Raw genomic sequence first — 19,874 nt, forward strand, 5'->3', positions numbered from 1 at the left:
TAATGAATAAAAAAATGACACTAATTGCACTTGCCGTCTCCGCGTTGATTAATACTGGATGTGCCGTATCTAACCAGAATGCGTCTTCGAATGCACAAGTGAGTACTGCCGCCGTCGAGGTATACGGTACGCAAACCCCTTTTGCCAGTGAAGCGGTGTATTTTGTCATGACAGACAGGTTTGTGGATGGCGACCCGTCTAATAACTATGAAAATCAAGGCGGAGAGTATTCTACTTGGCAACGCCCATTAATCGGCCCGAATGGCGAAAAAGCCTACGTAGGTTACATGGGGGGTGACTTAAAAGGCATTCTAAACAACGCCGAATACATTGCTGATATGGGCTTTACCGCAGTATGGATGACGCCGGTTCATGATAACCCTGACTATGCATTTAATGGTGACGAGCCCATTACCTATGGCGGGGCGTTTAAGGATGGTGGTAAAACAGGTTACCATGGGTATTGGGCAACGAATTTCTATAAAGCCGACGAACATATTGTTAGCCAAGATCTTACGGTGAAAGCTTACACCGACCAAATGCGAAATCACGGCTTAAAATCAGTGTTTGATATTGTAGCGAACCACGGAAGTCCTAGTTTTACAATGGAAACCGACTTACCTGGTTACGGCGAAATTTACGATGCAAAAGGCAAACTCGTTGCTGACCATCAAAATTTAGCCCCAGAGGATCTTGACCCAGAAAACAACCCGCTGCACCGTTTTTTCCACAATTATCCCGACTTGGTCAAGCTGTCTAATCTGGATGATGAAAATCCAGAAGTCCGGGATTACCTGATAAATAGCTATCTTTATTGGATATCTCAAGGAGCGGATGGTTTCCGTATAGATACCATACGCCATGTTCCCCACAGTTTTTGGAGAGAAATGTCCGACCGCATAAGAGCGCAACACCCTGACTTTTTTATGTTTGGCGAAAGCTTCCAGTACGATGCTAACTTCATTGCCCAACATACGTTACCTAAAAACGGTGGTGTCAGTGTGCTTGATTTCCCCATGCAAAAGGCCATGGTTGAAGTATTTGAAAAGCCATTGGAAAGTGATTTTTCTACATTAGAAGAAGTGCTGTTTCTAACGCACGGCCCTTACAATAACCCCTACGATCTAACCACATTTTACGACAATCATGATATGGCGCGTATCAATGCGACGGACAATGGCTTTATTAATGCGCATAATTGGTTATTTACCGCTCGTGGCATCCCCGTCATATACCAAGGCTCTGAAATTGGCTTTATGCGAGGAACCTCAGAGCATCAGGGAAACCGAAATTACTTTGGGCAAGACAATATAGATGCTGCACCTGCACACCCTATTTATCAAAAACTCCGTAATATCGCCAACGTTCGCAAAACCACTCCCGCGTTACAACGTGGCTTGCAGGTGAATTTGGCGTTTGAAGGGCATAGCGCGGCATTCTATCGAATACTTCAGCACGAAGATATAAATCAAATTGCATTGGTGCTACTCAATAAAGGTAGCGAACCAAAAGCGTTCACCATAGACCAATTCATGCAACAAGGAGAATGGGTTGAGCAGTTGTCAGGTGACACGCAAACGGTAGATAGCCAAGCACAGCTGAGTACAACCGTTGAGGCAAATGGTGTTGAGGTTTGGGTACTGAACGACCAAATTAAACACCCAGCGTTATTAAATACCGTGGTATCACAAATGGCACGACAATAAGACAGGCATAATGCGAAAACAAAAAAAGCGGTGTAGGGGCTAAACCTTACACCGCTTTTTCATTTGTATTGTTTGGCTTAAAGCGCTACTGGCTACCACAAGATTGACGTACAATAACCTCAGCCGGCATAAGGTAGTCGTCTACCTCTTCATTATTAATTGCTTTTAGCAGAGCAGAAACTAACAATTCCCCGGCTAATTTTGTGTTTTGCTGAACGGTGGTGAGGGCAGGGGTGGTATACGCTGACACTGCAATATTATCGTAACCGACCACAGCAACGTCATCGGGTACTTTAATTTTTGCTTGCCTTAATGCGCGCAGTGCTCCCATGGCAATGAGGTCTGACGCACACACAATGGCTTGAGGCAATTCACCCGCTTCAATTAATCCTCGAATAGCTTCTGAACCGGCGTCTTCGGTAGATATAGCATCGAACTGACTACTGTTTTTGTCTAATCCATGGGCAAGCAATGTACGATAATAACCCGTAAACCTCGCTTTAAATTCAGGTGCGTGGTCGCCGTTGTCGCCAATAAACGCAAACGTGGTTTTTCCTTGCGAGATGAGGTGCTGAGTAATGCTTTCACCGCCTTGAAAATTATCACAGCCAATGCTGATACCGGGATGCTTTTCGTCAGGCGCGCCCCACCTCACAAAATGAGTACCTTGCGACTCTAATTGGGCAACTTTGTTTTGATAATCGGTGTAGTCGCCATAGCCCAGTAGAATGATACCATCTGCTTTATTGGAGTCTTCGTATTCGGCGTGCCAGTCATCTTCTAAGTTTTGGAAAGACACTAGCAGGTCGTAGTTAGCCTGCGCACACGCGCGAGTAATGCTCCCTAGCATGGCAAGAAAGAAAGGGTTGATCATTGAATCGTCAGACGTAGGATCTTCAAACAGCAAAAGGGCAATGGTACTGCTTTTTTGCAGCCGCAAATTGCTCGCGTTTTTATCAACTTTATAATTGAGTTCTCGGGCAATACGTTGAACCCGTTCCCGGGTTTCTTGATTTACAAGAGAGCTATTATTCAGCGCTCTAGAAACGGTTGACTGAGAAACGCCCGCTAGATGGGCAATATCAAAAGAGGTTGCTTTTTCTTTCATAAACACCATGTTCTGCTGCTACGACAGTGTTATCGCCGGTACAGATTAGCATATTTTTAGTTAAAGGCGTGACTTTAGCTACTTATGTTAAGCGATTACCGAATACCGTGTCTTGTTGACGAATATGACAAGGGAGATATCACCAGCAGGGGGGCGTGATAGATGCATATTCAACCACTTGCAAAGGTAAAACTAATTAAACGTGGTTGAACTAATTGTGTCAGTGTTATACTCCACTAAATTTTATGATTAGTTGCGTTAAGGGGAACATGCGAATGGCCGAGACTGACCATCGTCCGACCAATTTTATCCGTCAGATCATTGACAAAGACCTTGCCAATGGTGTGCACGACACTATCAAAACTCGATTCCCACCTGAACCCAATGGCTTTTTGCACATTGGTCATGCAAAGTCGATTTGCTTAAATTTTGGTATTGCCCAAGATTATCAGGGTACGTGTAATTTACGTTTTGACGACACCAATCCAGCAAAAGAAGATATTTCTTTCGTGAACTCAATTAAAGAAGATGTTCACTGGTTGGGTTTCGAATGGGACGGTGAAGAAAGGTACTCATCAAATTACTTTGATCAGCTTCACGGATTTGCAAAAGAGTTGATTAGCAAAGGCTTAGCCTATGTTGACTTCTCTAGTCAAGATGCCATGCGTGAAATGCGCGGCACATTGACCGAAGCGGGTAAAAATAGCCCTTATCGTGATACCGACATTGAAACGAATTTACGTGAATTCGAAAAAATGACGGCGGGCGAATACAAAGAAGGTGAATGTAGTTTACGTGCCAAAATTGACATGTCTTCACCTTTCATGTGTATGCGCGATCCTGTTATTTATCGTGTGAAGCATGCTCATCATCATCAAACCGGTGATAAGTGGTGTGTGTATCCAATGTATGATTTCACGCATTGTATTTCGGACGCCATTGAAGGCATTACGCACTCATTATGCACGTTGGAGTTTCAAGATAACCGTAGACTTTATGACTGGGTTATTGAGAATATCACCATAGATTGTGCCCCTAGACAGTATGAATTCTCTCGCCTAAACCTAGAATATACGGTGCTAAGTAAGCGCAGGTTAATTCAACTTGTTGAAGAAAATCATGTAAGTGGCTGGGACGACCCACGTATGCCTACCGTTGCTGGCTTGCGCCGCCGAGGTTATACCCCTGGCGCGGTACGCGAGTTTTGTAAGCGTATTGGTGTTACGAAAATGGATAACATGGTAGAAATGTCTATGTTAGAAGCCTGTATTCGTGACGATCTTAACGTTAACGCCCCTCGCGCAATGGCAGTGCTTGACCCTATCAAATTAGTTATTGAGAACTATGCAGATGGGCAAAGTGAAATTCTCAATGCGCCTAATCACCCTAATGATGAGACGATGGGAACACGGGAAATTAGTTTTGGTCGAGAAATTTGGATTGAAGCAGAAGATTTTCGTGAATCCGCCAACAAAAAATTTAAGCGCTTAGTGTTAGATAAAGAAGTGCGTTTACGCAATGCCTACGTGGTTAAAGCAAATCGTGTGGAAAAAGACGCTGATGGCAACGTCACAACAGTGTATTGCACATACGACCCAGATACCTTAGGTAAAGATCCTGCCGATGGCCGCAAAGTAAAAGGTGTGATTCATTGGGTAGATGCTGGTACGGCGCAAGCAGCAGAGTTTCGTTTGTACGATCGTTTATTTAACGTGCCCAATCCTGCAGCACAAGAGGACTTTACCAGCGCGATCAACCCAGACTCATTGCAAATTATGCAAGGGTGGGTGGAAGCAGGTTTAGACATAAATGTACCTGAAGTTGGCGCTTGGCAATTTGAGCGAACGGGATATTTCTGCTTAGATGCCGATAGCGTTGAAGGCAAGCCCGTTTTCAACCGTACCGTTGGACTTCGTGATACCTGGGCTAAAATTGGCGATTAATGGCTAACACAGCCTAGTCGAAACTTAAAAAAGCCGCGATTAAGATAATCGCGGCTTTTTTATTGCGCATTCAATGAAAGAAGCTTGGTCAATGTGCTTGCTGTGCCTTTTTTGAAACGGCAAGCTTTAACACTATTTTGGTTGGCAATCTAGCGATTCACCATTCACGTCTATGCTTTCGTCGCCCATTAAATAAAGATAAGTAGGCATAATCTCGGCAGGCGTCTTTAATGTGGCAGGGTCCTCTGCGGGGAACGCTTGTGCACGCATATTGGTGCGTGTACCGCCTGGGTTAATGCAGTTGAAGCGTAGTGACTTATTTTGGTACTCATCAGCTAATGTTTGCATTGCACCTTCAGTCGCAAATTTAGACACGGCGTATGTCCCCCAAAAAGCACGCCCTTTGCGTCCCACACTTGAGGTCGTAAAAACGACCGAAGCATGTGGCGCTTTCTCCAGCACAGGGATGAGGGCTTGTGTCATAAAAATGGTACCGTTTACGTTTATTTGCATAACATCGCGCCATTCATCTTCGCCAATGTCTTTAAATGCACTTAAATGCCCTAATACTGACGCATTATGTAATAGGCCATCTAATCGCCCAAACTGGTCTAAGATGGTTTGTGCCATTTGCTGATAGTGAGAAACGGTTGCCCCTTTTAAATCCAGTGGAACAATGGCCGGCTCACTGCCGCCTGCAGCGACTATATCATCGTAAACCTTTTCCAATTTACTCACTGTTCTGCCTAGCAATATGCAGGTAGCGCCATGTTTTGCGTAGCACCGTGCGGCTTCAGCGCCTATACCATCACCTGCACCGGTAATGAGAATAATCTTCCCCGCTAACAAATTTTCAGGGGCATGATACGCATTCATTGTCTTCATTTAATTTACTCACCCAATTAGGCACTAGGCCATGATTTGTATAGATTTGCCGATCATACTTACCTAGCGCAATAAGTAAAACCATATACAGTGAAAAAGGTTAAACGTAAAAATATTTAACACAATTAGTTAACAAATCTTTGCAAAGTTGCAACAAAGTTAATAAGATTGAAATAGATACAACTGGTCTAACTTGTTTAATTAACGTTATTCACTGAAGAGATTGTCGCAATAACTAGCCGTCCAGCAGTATGAATATTATTTAAACACAGAATAACAACAATGCTTGTAGGGAGTAGTAATGAGAAAACTCATATTAAGTTCCAGTGTGGCTCTTGCACTGGGTCTAACAGGCTGTGGTGGTTCAGACGATACACTTTCTGACATTCAGGCTGAAACTGAAGTTCAAACACCTTTTTCACGAATTGTCTTCGATCCATCTTCAGGCGATTTAAATATCCCCAACGATCTTCTAATGCTTCCTGGCGACGACGGTTTCTTTGATTACACATTGAATATACCCGTAGACGATGCCACAGACTTTTCAGATCCTCAAAATGCACTTAACGTACTGGATGGTTGGTCTACACAACACCCCTTTGCCATTAATGTAGAAACCCCCGCGGGTGTGTCACTGGACGAAAGCACGCTATCAGCCGGTATTATGCTGTTCGAAGCCACATTAGGTTTAGACCAAAGTGACGCAGACTGCGCGCAGGTTTCCATTCCATCTGCTGGGTGTAAATTGGGTGATCAACTTACCTATGGTGTAGATTTTGTTTTATCTCTCGCCGATGACGACACAGTAACCGTCGTGCCGCTAAAGCCGCTTAAATCAGGTCAAGGCTACATGCTGGTAATGACCACTGGCTTAAAAGATACTTCGGGTAAATCTGTACAAGGGTCGACGTCTTGGGATTTAACGCGTCAAGATATTGATACCTTGCCGTTATCGTCAGACGATCAATTATTACTTCAAGGCATAGTGAATTCGTTAGTCGACCCTGTAATTGCCCAAGGGTATGCTAGAGAGGACATCACCTATGTTTCTGCGTTTACTACTCAGTCTGTAGGTGTAGCGCTTAATACCATTAAAAAGGTCATGGTAAGCGACTTCGCACAAGCGTTTGCTGCCGGTGAAGCCACTGCCGCACAAGAGTTGCCCATTATCGTAGTAGGCGATTCAGCAGCACCTACGGCGATGGAGCGGTTAGAATTAGTGGATGAGGCCACGGTTGATGGCGCAGTTCAATTGGGAATTGCCTCGTTACCAGAAGGCTCAGAACAAACCATTGCATTTATTGAAGCGACAGATTTTAGTTCTTTGCAAACCTGTGCCGGTTTATCTGCCACTGCGTCTGGTCAAATGTCAGCCGAGTGGGGGGCATTGAACGAGTTCGCGACTGCGGTTGCATCAGGAATTTACACTCAGGTCGCGCCATTTTGTGCGGTACAGCACTATGAAGGGACGATTTCGCTACCTTACTTTTTGGGTACGCCCAGCGCCGAAAACCCTGAAGCCCCTGTTAACGAGTTTTGGACAGCAGCCTGTGATAGCGGCATTGTTCTCGCAAGTGCCTCAGACGAGGTGTTAAGTAGCGCAACGCCTGGTCCTAACCATGAGTTTTGTTCGGGTATCGGGCTTGCAGATTTACGTGTGAATGGCGAGATGCTTGATTCTGCACGGAACATCACAAAATTTAACCCGTATCCACAGCCCAAGGGCGGCAATGACGGTAATGAAACCCTAGATGTACAAGTTACTGTGCCTGATGTGGCGGTAGCGGCATCACTAGGGGTAACGCTAACCATGCCTGAAGCGGGTTGGCCAGTGGTTATTTTAGCCCACGGTATTACCAGTAAAAAAGAAGATATGTTGGCTATTTCAGGTGCATTATCCTTAGCTGGCGTTGCCACTATTGCCATTGACCAGCCATTGCATGGTTCTCGTGGTTATGACCTCACCGGTGACGGTGTGGACGACATTAATGCAACTGATGTCAGTGCCACCCATTATATGAACCTTGCAAGCCTGCCTACGGCCCGTGATAACCTTCGCCAGAGCGTGTCTGATTTACTTGGTTTGCGCTTGGGCATTAACGCGGTAGTTGATGCAACCACAACCCAAGGGGTGAAGTTTGATACCTCTCGCGTATCTATCATGGGCGTTTCACTTGGCGCGATCACAGGCGGTAACTTCGCTGCCGTTGCGAATACCACCATGGGTGACGAATTAGCAGCCCTAGATAGTATGTTCGCCATTAAAGAGGCGTCACTCGAGTCACCAGGAGGTGGTTTAGCGCAGTTCCTTCTAGAGTCGCCAGCTTTCGGTCCGTTGATTAAAGGTTTACTACTTAGTTCAGCGTCTGAAGAATTCGTTGCACTGTTAGTACAGCTGTATGGCGATACGTCAGATTTGACTGAAGAGCAACTTGTGGCGGCGGTCACTGCATTCATGGATGCGTTAACAGACGAACAGACCGCTGAAGTAGAAGCCGTATTCAGTGAGTTTGCTTTTGCCGCCCAAACCATGATGGATGCCGGCGATCCTACTAACTATGCCGAAACCTTAGGTGCAACCACACCGGTTCACATGATGACCGTAGTGGGTGACGGCGGTGATGAAAACTTGCCAGATCAAGTGATTCCCGTGTCTACCGCTTTACCTTTGTCAGGCCAATTACCGCTGGCAAGTACTATCGGGCTAGAGCAAGTTACTACCACGAAAGCAGATACCCAACCGGTGAGCGGCTTAGTGTTGTTTAACAGTGGCGCACACGCGTCAAGTTTAAGCCCGGCTTCAAATGCAGATGTGACTACGGAAATGCAAAAAGAGGTAGCAGCTTATATTGCCTCTGATGCCACCGTAATTAATATCAGTGATGAGAGCGTTGTTGCTAACTAATTGAGTAACTTTGTTATTTTAAAAAGCCGGCGTATAGCCGGCTTTTTTGTATGCCCACTAAAAATGTTGTTTGAATGTTTACTATTGTTAATGTAGTGTTAATTGGTCGGATCTGTTGAAGTCACAAAACGCGACGTCTCCGGGTTCCGAACAACAACAATAGAAGGACATATTTGTGAAAATAACGACAGAAAAAAGGGCCATTCAAAAAACACTGGTTGCATTGGCAATTGCCACGACGCTAAGTGCCTGTGGCGATAATGATAACGACTTTAGCCATATCGATACTCCCAGTAATGAAACCCCTAGCACCCCCACGACACCAATCACCACGCCGGTAACTGCCTTCGATGATGACGCCTCTCTTGATGCTGAAATACGTTGGACCACCTATGGTGTACCACATATTAAAGCAGACAACTTGGAAAGCATGGCCTATGGGGTGGGCTATGCTTTCGCCAAAGACAACCTGTGTGTGTTGGCGGATCAAATCGTCAAGTACAATTCCCAGCGTGCTAAATATTTTGGCCCTGATGCTAATCAGGGTAGTGGTGACGCTGAACACCTTATAAACGATTTCGGCTTTTTGACGCTGGGGATAAGAGCGTTAGCAGAAGAAAATTTACCCCGCTTGTCAGCAAATTCTCGAGCCATGTTTCAAGGGTACACGGCAGGATACAATCGTTACCTCAATGAAACACCGCTAGCGGACCAAGACCAAGCATGTGCAGGACAACCTTGGGTTACTGAAATTGACAGCGTCGATTTACTAACCTATTCATTAGGTGTAGCGTTGCTGCCTGGAGCAGCAAACTTTCTAGGCCCTATGTTTTTAGCTGCCCCGGAAGGTGAGAATTACGCGCCAACTGTGGTGTCAAGTGATAGCGGTGTGTCATCCGCGTTGGCAATAACGCCTAACATCTCACTTCCCGAAAAAAATCCACAGGAAATGGGATCTAATGGCTGGGGGTTAGGCAGCGACAAAACCACAAACGGGAAAGGCATGGTACTGGGTAACCCCCACTTTCCTCATACCGGCAACCTTAGATTTTGGCAATTCCATACTCAAATACCGGGGCATCTTAATGTCACAGGCAGTTCATTAATGGGGTTGCCTGGTGCCGTTAACATTGGCTTTAACGAAAACGTGGCGTGGACTCACACCTTCTCTACCGCTGAACATTTTGTCGTTTATCAACTGTCTTTAGACGAGGGTGACGCTTCAGGGCTTACGCACAACGTAGATGGAAATAAACGCACTATTTATGAAAAACCGTTACAAATTGAAGTGGCTGTGGCACCTGGGCAAACCATAACATTAAGTAAAACCGCTTATTACACTAACTATGGCCCCATGATTGAAGTGCCTGGCAGCTTTGATTGGACATCCACAAATGCCTTTGCCATTAAGGATGCTAACTTACCAAACTTTGATGTTGTAGATCATTGGCTAGCCATGAATATGGCCACATCAATGGATGAGTTTAAACAAGCATTTAAGGATTACGACGGGGTTATTTTTAACAATACAATGGCCGCGTCAGCAGATGGCGAAGTTTTCTATATAGATGACTCCACGGTCCCCTATCTTACAGATACCGCTATTAACGAACTCACTAGCAATCCAGTATTGATTCAAACCAAGGCATCTGCAGGGTTTACCGTATTACCCGGCTTTTTATCTGCCTTTGATTTTAATAGTCCGGTACCGTATGAAAATGCACCCAAATATGAAGGCAATGACTCAGTCCAAAACTCAAATGATAGTTTCTGGTTAACCAATCTTTCGTCTCCAATTACAGGGGTATCCCCCTTATACGGTGAAGTAGACAATCAACAGTCTTTGCGCTCGCGTATGGGACAAAAATTTATTGAATCTGAAGCTGGAAGTGATGGCACCTTTACGCCGCAAGAAGTAGAGGCGCTTTTACTCTCAAACAGAAGTTATCTGGCGGAAGAAGTATTGCCAAGCTTACTGCAGCTATGTAGTGAGCAAGGATCTGCTCCTGTCGTAGTGGATGGCAATAATGTGTCCGTTGAAGACGCATGCAGTGCGCTATCAACATGGGACGGAACCATGAATACGGAAAGTGTAGGGGCGCATGTATTTAGAGAATTTGCCTTTCAATTTGCACAAAACCCCCAGTGGGTGACACCATTCTCCCTTGAGAACCCGGTGTCTACCCCTAGCGGCTTGATTCAAAACGATGCAACATTGAATCAGTTCGCTCGTGCTGTACAGGTAATTAATGAAGCCGGTGTGGCTGTCGATGCAGAACTTGGCGACGTTCAATTTGTTGAGCGAAGTTTGCCTGATGGCAGTGCAACAGGAGAGAAAATACCCTGGGGTGGCGCGCATAATATTGAGGGTGGATTTAATGTGTTTAATATCGTGGCAGGCAACAATGGCACGCTTTTGCCCCGGCATACTTATGCGCCGCTAAATTCAAACACCATCATGAGTGCAGAAGCGCAGGGATATCACATAAACTATGGCAGTAGTTGGATGTTGGTCATTAACTTCACGGACGAGGGGCCACAGGGAAGGGGAATACTTACCTATTCACAATCTCGTGTGTTTGGCAGTGACCACTTCTTAGACCAAACATTGCTGTATTCTCAGCAACCTAGTTTAAGAGACATGTATTTTACAGAAGAAGATATAGCTGCAAATACAATCAATGAGTTAATCCTATCGTCAGACTAAAAATTGACTGGTATTATAGCCGTCATTTTTTTAACGACGCCTGTAATATCAAGATTGGGCGATAAAGCGAAGAAGGGGTAAACTTTACCCCTTCGGATTAAACTGGGAGAGTAGTTTGGAGTTTTTGTACGAATACGGTTTATTTGTTGCCAAAGCCGTCACTTTAGTTGTGGCATTCGTTGTGATTGTTTCCACCATAGTGGGCGCGGCGAGCAAACAAAAGCAAGGTAAGGGGCAACTTGAAATAACATCACTGTCTGAACAGTTAAAAGACATAACCCATTACGCGCGGCAAGTACTGTTAGATAAAAATGCACAAAAGCAGCTTGCCAAAGAACAAAAGAAAGAAGAGAAACAAAAGAAGAAAAACAAGGAACCGCAAGATAAAAAGTCACGTTTGTTTGTGTTGGATTTCAAAGGCTCTATGGACGCCAATGAAGTTGAGCATTTACGTGAAGAAATTACCGCCCTTCTTTGTATTGCACAAAGTGAAGACGAAGTTTTGGTGCGATTAGAGAGTGGCGGTGGTGTCGTACATGGTTACGGACTTGCAGCGTCGCAACTACAACGCATTAAAGAAAAAGGGCTTAAACTCACTATAGCCGTTGATAAAGTCGCCGCTAGCGGTGGGTATATGATGGCTTGCGTAGCTGATAAATTAATAGCATCCCAATTTGCATATATTGGCTCTATTGGCGTGCTAGCGCAATTGCCTAACTTTAATAAACTATTAAAGAAAAACGATATTGAATTTGAACAACACACAGCCGGGGAGTACAAACGTACGCTAACTGTGTTTGGTGAAAATAACGACGAAGGTCGGGAAAAATTCAAAGAAGAAATAGAAGAAATTCATATCTTATTTAAAGACTTTGTTCACAGCCAACGTCCAGACATGGACATTGAGAAAGTGGCAACTGGAGAGTATTGGCCTGGCGTTAAGGCAAAAGAACTCGGCTTGGTTGATGCGTTATCCACCTCGGATGACTATATCCTTTCTCATCACCCTGAGCGTGAAATATTTAGTGTTAAGTACTCAGTTAAAAAGAATGTTGCAGAAAAATTAGGCTTGTCTGTGGCCTCAGTAGCTGAGCGCGTGTTAATGAAAAGCTGGAACAAAGCAAGACATTGGTTTTAAGTAAAAACGAATTCTATCATGGGGTTAATCTGGTTACGCATAACCCTTCTGATGGATTTATCTAGTCAGCGGGCTGCTAATAAGAAATATAAAAATGGCGAAAAATACCAAAACAGATATTCTCGATGCCGCAGAATTGTTGTTTTCTCAATATGGGTTTACACAAACCTCTATGCGAGAAATTACAACGCAAGCGAATGTTAATTTGGCATCTGTAAACTACCATTTTGGTAGTAAGAAAAACCTGATCCAATCGGTATTAAAACGTTATTTCGATATTTTAATGCCCGAAGTAGCGCTTTGTTTAAAATCATTGTCGCCATCAATGGGAACGCGTGGCATTGCCGAATTGCTTCAATCTCTCATTCCCCCGATGTTGAAACTTAATACACTTGGGCCCAATGGAACGGCTATTTTTGTTCAACTATTGGGGCGAGGTTACAATGAAACACAAGGGCATTTGCGTCGGTTCATTATGACCAATTATGGCGAAACTGTTCGCGCTTTGGTTGCGAGTATACAAAGGTGTTTGCCTGAGTTACCGGAAGAAGAATTATTTTGGCGGCTTCACTTTGCGATGGGAAGCTTTGTATTTTCAATGGCATCCAGTCAGGCACTTACCGAAATTGCAGAGTCTGACTTCCATAAGCAGGTAGAGATTGAAGAGGTAATTAGTCACCTTGTTCCTTTTGTGGCGCAAGGCTTAGCGGGAAATCTCCCAAACAATATATCAACAATCTAGGCTTATCGTGGCAAAATTGCAGTGGCAGATTTAGCGCGTAGCTTTTCTGCCCAATCGTCTTTTACCGAAAAGCCAGTCACTTTTTATACTAATTTTTTCTCACTTTTTGCACGGAGGACTTGTGTCAGTATCCATTCAACAACTTTCTACCTATTTAAACGGACTTTTGCGAGTACAAGAAATAACCGACTACTGCCCGAATGGCTTGCAGGTTGAAGGTAGGAGGGAAGTCACTCATATTGTGACTGGTGTAACGGCGTCGCAAGCACTCGTTGATGCCGCTATTGCACAAGGGGCGGACACCCTTTTAGTTCACCACGGATACTTTTGGAAAGGTGAGTCACAAACCATCACGGGCATGAAGAAGAAGCGTATTTCTGCGTTACTAAAAAACGATATCAATTTGCTTGCGTACCACTTACCGTTAGATGTTCACCCTGAATATGGCAATAATCGGCAACTCGCGAAGTTGCTTAATGTTCATCAAGTTAAAGCAGTATCTAGTGTGAAACCTGTCGGTGTTTTGATGGAAGGCGAACTTCCCAGCCCAATTAAGGGTGAAGACTTAAAGCAATTACTGGCTACGCAATTAAGCCGCGAAATTCTTATGGAGTGCCCGCAGAATAAAGAGATAACACGTATTGCGTGGTGTACGGGAGGCGGCCAAGGTTTTATAGAGCAAGCCGTGGAGGCCAACGTAGATGCTTTTATTACTGGCGAGGTATCAGAACAAACCATTCATGTCGCACGGGAAATGGACATTGCGTTTTTCGCCGCGGGTCATCATGCAACCGAACGTTATGGAGTAAAAGCATTAGGCGAGCACTTGTCAGAGCACTTCGATATACCTGTAACCTTTATAGACATACCTAACCCTGCGTAATGCAAAAGCCTAATGTATTTCCTAGTACATTAAGTGAATTAACGATGAATAGTTTATGGAAAATGACCGCCTTTTTAACGGCATAGCAACTAAGTTTGCTGATAATATATATGGTACGACTAAGGGGCAGTTGCGCCATCTTATCTTGTGTGATGCCTTGCAACCTTTCACCCAAGTGCCCTTATCTATTTTAGAAGTCGGCGGGGGCACAGGTGTGATGGCCGCCCATTTAGCTGAGCAAGGGCATCGTATTACGCTGACTGACGGTTCAAAAGATGTGCTTGAATTGGCCAGCGCTAATTTAGCTGCGTTTAGCAACGTCGATATAAAGCAGCAGTATCTTCAAGATATTACAGATATTGATGCTTATGATCTGGTTGTATGCCATGCGGTTTTAGAGTGGCTTGATAAGCCCTTCGACGCCATACGTTTTTTGTATAGCAACCTAAAGCCCGGTGGGTTGCTAAGCCTTAGCTTCTTTAATAGAGATGCTGCGCTCATGGCGAATGCCATTTACGGTAACTTTGAATATATTGAACGTGGCCTTAAGGTTAAGAACCAAGTTAAACTGAACCCGCAAAATGCCTTACCTGCTAAACAAGTAGTGGAATTTTGTGAAAATTCAGGCTTTCATATCTTAAGTAAAACCGGGGTTCGCTGTTTTCACGATTACATGAAAGATAACAGCCATCAAACATCTAAATTCGACCAACTCGTAAGCGTGGAAAGGCAATACAATCAAACCGAACCGTTTCTATGGCTGGGGAAATATTTCCATTTGATGCTGCAAAAACCAGCAGCAAACGAACACAAAGAGTAACGATTTACACGTCCACGAGGTTGTCATTGGCAGTGAAATCGCTGTTGTGGGTGAATAATAAAAGGTTGCTCACAGTCACCTGTGCAATTTCGGCTAATGCCTCCTGGGTGAAAAAGCCTTGGTGCCCCGTCACCAGTACGTTGGGGAAAGTGAGCAGGCGTTGAAAAATATCGTCCTGAATAATGTCTAATGAGTGATCGCTAAAGAATAATTCACTTTCTCTTTCATAAACGTCAAGACCCAGGTAACCAAGGTGCTGTTTTTTCAACGCACCAATGACCGCGGTGTCATCGATAAGCCCTCCACGCGATGTATTAATAAGCATGGCGCCTTTTGGCATAAGGGCTAATGTATCCTCGTTTATTAAATGATAGCTATCGTCGTTTAGTGGACAGTGCAAAGACACAATTTGACACTGAGACATTACGTTTTCTAACGAGGTGTAGGTTGCCCCAAGCTTTTCAACCTCGCGATGAGGATTTGGGTCACAACATAAAATTTTACAACCAAACCCATTAAGAATACGGATGACTGCTTGACCAATCTTGCCTGTACCAATGATGCCAACTGTTTTATTGAAAAGGGTGAAGCCCATTAGGCCTTCCAAGGCAAAGTTTCCTTCTCTTACTCTGTTGTAGGCTTTATGGGTTTTACGGTTTAACGTGAGGATTAACGCCAATGTATGTTCTGCAACCGTTTGTGGACTGTATGCGGGCACACGGGAAACCTTAATCCCTAGCGCTTTCGCTGCGTGTACATCCACGTTATTGAACCCAGCGCAGCGCAGGGCGACATGTTTTACTTTTAAATTGGCTAAGGTCGCAAGGGTAGGCGCACTTAAATCGTCATTAACAAACACACAAACTGCATCAAAACCCTTACAGGTTATCGCAGTTTGCGTATTTAATGGGTGGGGGAAAAACGTAAAGTCAATAGTTGAGGATGGAGTTTCATCTACACTTTTCTGTTCCAATCGCAACGATGAAAAAATAGCATTATCGTAAGCTTGAGCACTGAAAAACGCGACCTTGAGCATACGGTTACCTCCCTGTTTATTATGACTTATGCTAAGTGGGACTCAATGTCTTTTGCTATGTCTTCTGGTTTCGTGGTGGGGGCATATCGTTTAACAACAGTGCCATCTTTTGAAACCAAAAATTTCGTAAAATTCCACTTTATCCGCTTAGAGCCAAGTAAACCAGGCGCTTGGTCTTTTAGTTCAACATACATAGGGTGGGTTTGCGGGCCATTCACATCCGTTTTTTTAAAAAGCGAAAATGAAACGCCAAAATTGATAGTACAAAACGCCGCGATTTCTTCATCACTGCCTGGCTCTTGATGGCCAAACTGGTCACAGGGGAACCCAAGAATTTCAAATCCCTTGTCTTTATAGCGCGAGTACAAGTTTTCTAGCCCTTCATATTGTTTGGTAAAACCGCACTTACTCGCGGTATTGACGATAAGAAGCAGTTTCCCTCTATAGCGTTCCATCTCTTGTGGTTCGCCAGTGTTTTTCGTGAGTGTGTGGGCATAAATTGACATCGCGTTTTCTCAGTATTGTTGTTTTTATTACTGTTGTCTTTGCTTCATTAAAGCTTGATACTTTGGGTATCAGTATAACCCTAGAATGGATAGTAAGATCAGCATGACAAAAATGAAAGTAAGCTTTTTGGGATTGGGTGTTATGGGGTATCCCATGGCGGGTCATTTGGTTTCTGCAGGTTTTGATGTGACTGTGTTCAATCGAACTACACAGAAAGCAAAGCAGTGGGTTGAAAAATATGGCGCCAAACTCGCTTTAAGCCCATCTGAAGCAGCCAAAGATGCTGATGTTGTACTAATGTGTGTGGGTGACGACAACGACGTTAGAACGGTGGCAAAAGAAGCCATTGCTGCGATGAATGAAGGCGCATTATTAATAGACCATACAACCGCATCTGCCACGGTAGCAAAGGAAATCGACCGGGTGTGTAAAGACCATGGTTTAGGTTTTCTTGATGCGCCTGTCTCTGGCGGGCAAGCTGGCGCTGAAAATGGTCAGTTAACTGTGATGGTCGGTGGGACGGAAAGAGACTATATCAAAGCTAAGCCTCTTTTCGACGCTTATTCTCGCCACAGCCAATTACTCGGGGAATGTGGCAGTGGGCAGCTTGCCAAAATGATGAATCAAATTTGCATTGCTGGGATTGTTCAAGGCCTAGCTGAAGCCTTGCACTTTGGCCAAAAAGCAGGCTTAGACTGCAATGCTGTTATTGACGTCATCAGCAAAGGAGCCGCACAATCGTGGCAAATGGAGAATCGCGCCCAAACTATGCTTAATAACAGCTATGAATTTGGCTTCGCCGTGGACTGGATGCGAAAAGACTTATCTATTGCATTGGATGAAGCTCGAAGAAATGGCTCTACACTTGCGTTAACCGCATTAGTGGATCAATATTATGCTGATGTACAAAAAATGGGCGGTAATAGATGGGATACATCTAGCCTGCTAACACGGCTGAAGTAAGGCAGGCGAAAAGCCTTAGGGTTGTTAGAATTGCAGTGCGGGAGCTGTGATGTACCGATAATTTCACAACTAAAACCTACTATACGAAAATAAATTTCAAAGGATTAAAGTATGTATGTTTTAAAATTCATAGTTTGTGTTGTTATAGCTTTACTTTTTACGCATTCTGCGCAGGCCACGCTGTTACAAGCTTCATGGCCGGGTCCTGGTACCCCTTTATTTTCCTCAAGTGGTGTTAGCCCTGGACATACTGGCGGTAAAACGTGGATGCTTACCGACTTTAATGAATCGGCCTACGATTCTCTCTATTACACGCTTTACGGAGAAATAGGGTTGGGCAGCGCTGAACCTATGAGCTTCGACGAGATTAACAGTGACTTAATCAATGGTGTGTCAATTTGGAAAAATACCTTTGACATAGATTTGTATAACAGTAGCTCGAGCACGTGGCAGACAACCACAGTGCAAAGTACATTCACAATGACTGTGGAGGACTTAACTGGAAGCAGTTTAGCGTTAGTATCTGCCAATAGTCTTGGGCTAGATACAAATTTTGGCGGTTTGTTAGAAGTGATAGATGATTTTAGCGTGAACTTTCTCTTTGAAATTAACGGCACTCCGGCAATTGAGTGGTTCGATAGTCAAAGCACCCGTCCTAGTGATGGAGGCCAATTGAGAACCAGTGCAGGGAGTATCTTCTTTTATACAGAACCAACATCAGTCTCATCACCTTCATCAATGACTTTTTATGCGTTTATGTTTTTTGTATTAGTGAGGAGACAAGTTAGACGAAATTTTAACTAGAATGAAAACGTGAAGCCTTATTTTACCCTTTTTTTTCAGCAGCGGCTTGTGCTAACAATGTCAGTTGGTTTAGTCGTTGCTGGTTGCCCTGTGTGAGTTCAAGTTCCGCAACACAACTCAGTAGGCTCTGTACAGAGAACTTTCGATATACCGCAGTATCCGCTTCAATCATACATTGAACAAGGTTAAGACCAAAGGCCGCCGTATCTGCTGACAAGGTGAACGCATCATAGAAGTGTTTGAGTGCGCCTAAAAAGTTTTTTTCAACAAACATGTGTGTGCCTGTTTCATTAAGCGCAACAGCTTGTTCGTGATTTAAACCCAATTCTTTTCCACTTGTAATAATTAATGCACTGTTGCTAACTTGTTCTGTAATAGCCTGAGTTTCTTCGTTTTTTTGCCTGGCTAATAGTAACAATGCGTTCGCTTTTTCTTCGTCGCCCAACCCATGATGCACTTTAGCGGCAATAACCAATAGTGAGGGTTCTGTCCGTAAATAATTATCCATGTAATCTTCGTCTAAAAGACTTGCGGCTTTGTCTTCATCCTGCTCGAGAATGGCAGAAAATGCTAATAGGTAGTCGCGCTTTTGCAGCATTTGCCTATCACCTTGATTTCGACCAGCAATGCCCACTAATTTTCTTGCTTGCGACAAGCTTTCTCTACGGTTAGTCGTAGGAGACTCTTCAGCGAGAAGTAGATAGAACTCTGCTAATTCAAAGGTAAAATCGTTAAAACGATCTTTCGCACTTCGGTGCATAGCGCGTTTTTTCTGAAACAAGTCTATGGCTTCTACCACTTTATCTTGCTTTTGAAAGGCAATAGATTTCATTCTGGTTGCCGATAAACTCAACTCGCTAAACTTAATGTTTTCGAGGTAATCTTCCACCTGTCCGTAGGACTTTTGTTCGAAGGACAGTGACGCCAACCACTCAAACGCGCGGTCTCTAGCTAAGCTAGAATGCACCATAGTGCTTAATTCCGACTGACATTCCGGCCATTTACCTGCAGCATATTGGCAACGTATTTTACCCCATTGTGCCCACAGCACTTTGTCAGAGCGGGTAAGTACTTCATCATAGATATTCATGGCTCGTTGAATCTCGCCATTTTCATAAAGAAGCCGTGCATACAATTTGCGAATGTCATTCACTAAACGAGAGGGCACACCTTCTCTCACTTGCTTTTGAAGTAAACTTATTGCATTACTTCGCTGCTTGTTATCCATTTCTTTTAATATCGGGTCAGCATAGTGGCGATAAGAAATATAGTGTCGAATTTGTCGAGTGAGTGACGCAATGGTGTAGGGTTTAATGAGTAGAATGTCAGGCTGAAGATCCATAATTCTACCTATGGCCTGTGGCGATCTATCCGACGTAAGAAAGATAATACCTGTACTTGGACGAATGTAACCCGCTTCACGAAGGGCGTGGATCCATTCTACACCAGACTTGCCTTGACCAAGGTGATAGTCCATTAAAAGCAGCTCGAAATGTTGTTTGCGCAGTGCGCTTTTCAACTCTACACCCGATGCAAAACTACGTACGTTTAAATGACCAATGGGCAGCAGATGACCACGAAGGGTCGTTCTTGCTGTCGCATTGTCTTCAACAATTGCAATCCTGTATTCCATCGGTGCTGTACTCAACATTCTATCAAACAATAGCTTACCAGTGCTTCGGCTAAAGTGCATTAAGCAAAAAGATGTAAAACGAAGCGGCGACATG

15 protein-coding genes are annotated in these 19,874 nt (G+C 44.1%); 10 read left to right on the plus strand and 5 right to left on the minus strand.

The window, feature by feature from the left end:
• Nucleotides 1-2 precede the first annotated feature (2 nt).
• On the plus strand, nt 3-1,706 hold the full coding sequence (locus EP13_RS09400; RefSeq protein WP_044057066.1) for an alpha-amylase family glycosyl hydrolase: 1,704 nt from the start codon (nt 3-5) through the stop codon (nt 1,704-1,706).
• Between the two features lie 85 nt (nt 1,707-1,791).
• Here EP13_RS09400 and EP13_RS09405 read toward each other — a convergent pair whose 3' ends face one another.
• Nucleotides 1,792-2,814: a LacI family DNA-binding transcriptional regulator gene (locus EP13_RS09405; protein ID WP_044057067.1), complete on the minus strand. Its 1,023-nt coding sequence runs from the start codon at nt 2,812-2,814 to the stop codon at nt 1,792-1,794.
• Nucleotides 2,815-3,089: 275 nt separating this feature from the next.
• On the opposite strand from EP13_RS09405, the gene glnS reads away from it, so the two are divergent.
• Nucleotides 3,090-4,757, plus strand: a complete 1,668-nt coding sequence (gene glnS / locus EP13_RS09410; RefSeq protein WP_044057068.1) for a glutamine--tRNA ligase — start codon at nt 3,090-3,092, stop codon at nt 4,755-4,757.
• A gap of 132 nt (nt 4,758-4,889) precedes the next feature.
• Here glnS and EP13_RS09415 read toward each other — a convergent pair whose 3' ends face one another.
• A complete protein-coding gene (locus EP13_RS09415; protein WP_044057069.1) occupies nt 4,890-5,633 on the minus strand; it encodes a YciK family oxidoreductase in 744 nt (247 codons plus the stop codon).
• A gap of 310 nt (nt 5,634-5,943) precedes the next feature.
• Between EP13_RS09415 and EP13_RS09420 the strand changes: the two genes are divergently transcribed.
• The 6 genes from EP13_RS09420 to EP13_RS09445 all read left to right on the plus strand — a co-directional run bounded on the left by EP13_RS09420 (nt 5,944) and on the right by EP13_RS09445 (nt 14,837).
• Entirely contained in the window at nt 5,944-8,547 is a 2,604-nt protein-coding gene (locus EP13_RS09420) for a VolA/Pla-1 family phospholipase (RefSeq protein WP_044057070.1), read from the plus strand.
• Between the two features lie 181 nt (nt 8,548-8,728).
• Nucleotides 8,729-11,254 carry an acylase gene (locus EP13_RS09425; RefSeq protein ID WP_044058875.1) on the plus strand — a complete coding sequence of 842 codons (2,526 nt, stop codon included), beginning with the start codon at nt 8,729-8,731 and terminating at the stop codon, nt 11,252-11,254.
• A 115-nt stretch (nt 11,255-11,369) separates the two neighbouring features.
• Entirely contained in the window at nt 11,370-12,392 is a 1,023-nt protein-coding gene (sohB, locus tag EP13_RS09430; protein WP_044057071.1) for a protease SohB, read from the plus strand.
• A 94-nt stretch (nt 12,393-12,486) separates the two neighbouring features.
• Nucleotides 12,487-13,134: a TetR/AcrR family transcriptional regulator gene (locus tag EP13_RS09435; RefSeq protein ID WP_044057072.1), complete on the plus strand. Its 648-nt coding sequence runs from the start codon at nt 12,487-12,489 to the stop codon at nt 13,132-13,134.
• Nucleotides 13,135-13,255: 121 nt separating this feature from the next.
• Nucleotides 13,256-14,017, plus strand: coding sequence for a Nif3-like dinuclear metal center hexameric protein (locus tag EP13_RS09440; protein ID WP_044057073.1), 762 nt, complete (start codon nt 13,256-13,258; stop codon nt 14,015-14,017).
• A 55-nt stretch (nt 14,018-14,072) separates the two neighbouring features.
• Nucleotides 14,073-14,837, plus strand: a complete 765-nt coding sequence (locus EP13_RS09445; RefSeq protein ID WP_044057074.1) for a methyltransferase — start codon at nt 14,073-14,075, stop codon at nt 14,835-14,837.
• A 4-nt stretch (nt 14,838-14,841) separates the two neighbouring features.
• Here EP13_RS09445 and EP13_RS09450 read toward each other — a convergent pair whose 3' ends face one another.
• Together EP13_RS09450 and EP13_RS09455 are read right to left on the minus strand one after the other, a co-directional pair.
• The gene (locus EP13_RS09450; protein WP_044057075.1) at nt 14,842-15,873 is read right to left on the minus strand and encodes a 2-hydroxyacid dehydrogenase; all 1,032 of its coding nucleotides are present in this window, start codon (nt 15,871-15,873) and stop codon (nt 14,842-14,844) included.
• 26 nt (nt 15,874-15,899) lie between these two features.
• Nucleotides 15,900-16,379, minus strand: coding sequence for a glutathione peroxidase (locus EP13_RS09455; protein WP_044057076.1), 480 nt, complete (start codon nt 16,377-16,379; stop codon nt 15,900-15,902).
• Between the two features lie 103 nt (nt 16,380-16,482).
• On the opposite strand from EP13_RS09455, the gene EP13_RS09460 reads away from it, so the two are divergent.
• Together EP13_RS09460 and EP13_RS09465 are read left to right on the plus strand one after the other, a co-directional pair.
• On the plus strand, nt 16,483-17,343 hold the full coding sequence (locus EP13_RS09460) for an NAD(P)-dependent oxidoreductase (protein ID WP_044057077.1): 861 nt from the start codon (nt 16,483-16,485) through the stop codon (nt 17,341-17,343).
• A 111-nt stretch (nt 17,344-17,454) separates the two neighbouring features.
• A complete protein-coding gene (locus EP13_RS09465; RefSeq protein ID WP_044057078.1) occupies nt 17,455-18,147 on the plus strand; it encodes a hypothetical protein in 693 nt (230 codons plus the stop codon).
• A 22-nt stretch (nt 18,148-18,169) separates the two neighbouring features.
• On the opposite strand, the gene EP13_RS09470 is transcribed toward EP13_RS09465, so the two are convergent.
• Nucleotides 18,170-19,780 carry a response regulator gene (locus EP13_RS09470; protein WP_081869485.1) on the minus strand — a complete coding sequence of 537 codons (1,611 nt, stop codon included), beginning with the start codon at nt 19,778-19,780 and terminating at the stop codon, nt 18,170-18,172.
• Between the last annotated feature and the right edge of the window lie 94 nt (nt 19,781-19,874).

The sequence above is a fragment of the Alteromonas australica genome (genome assembly GCF_000730385.1).
Taxonomy (GTDB): domain Bacteria; phylum Pseudomonadota; class Gammaproteobacteria; order Enterobacterales; family Alteromonadaceae; genus Alteromonas; species Alteromonas australica.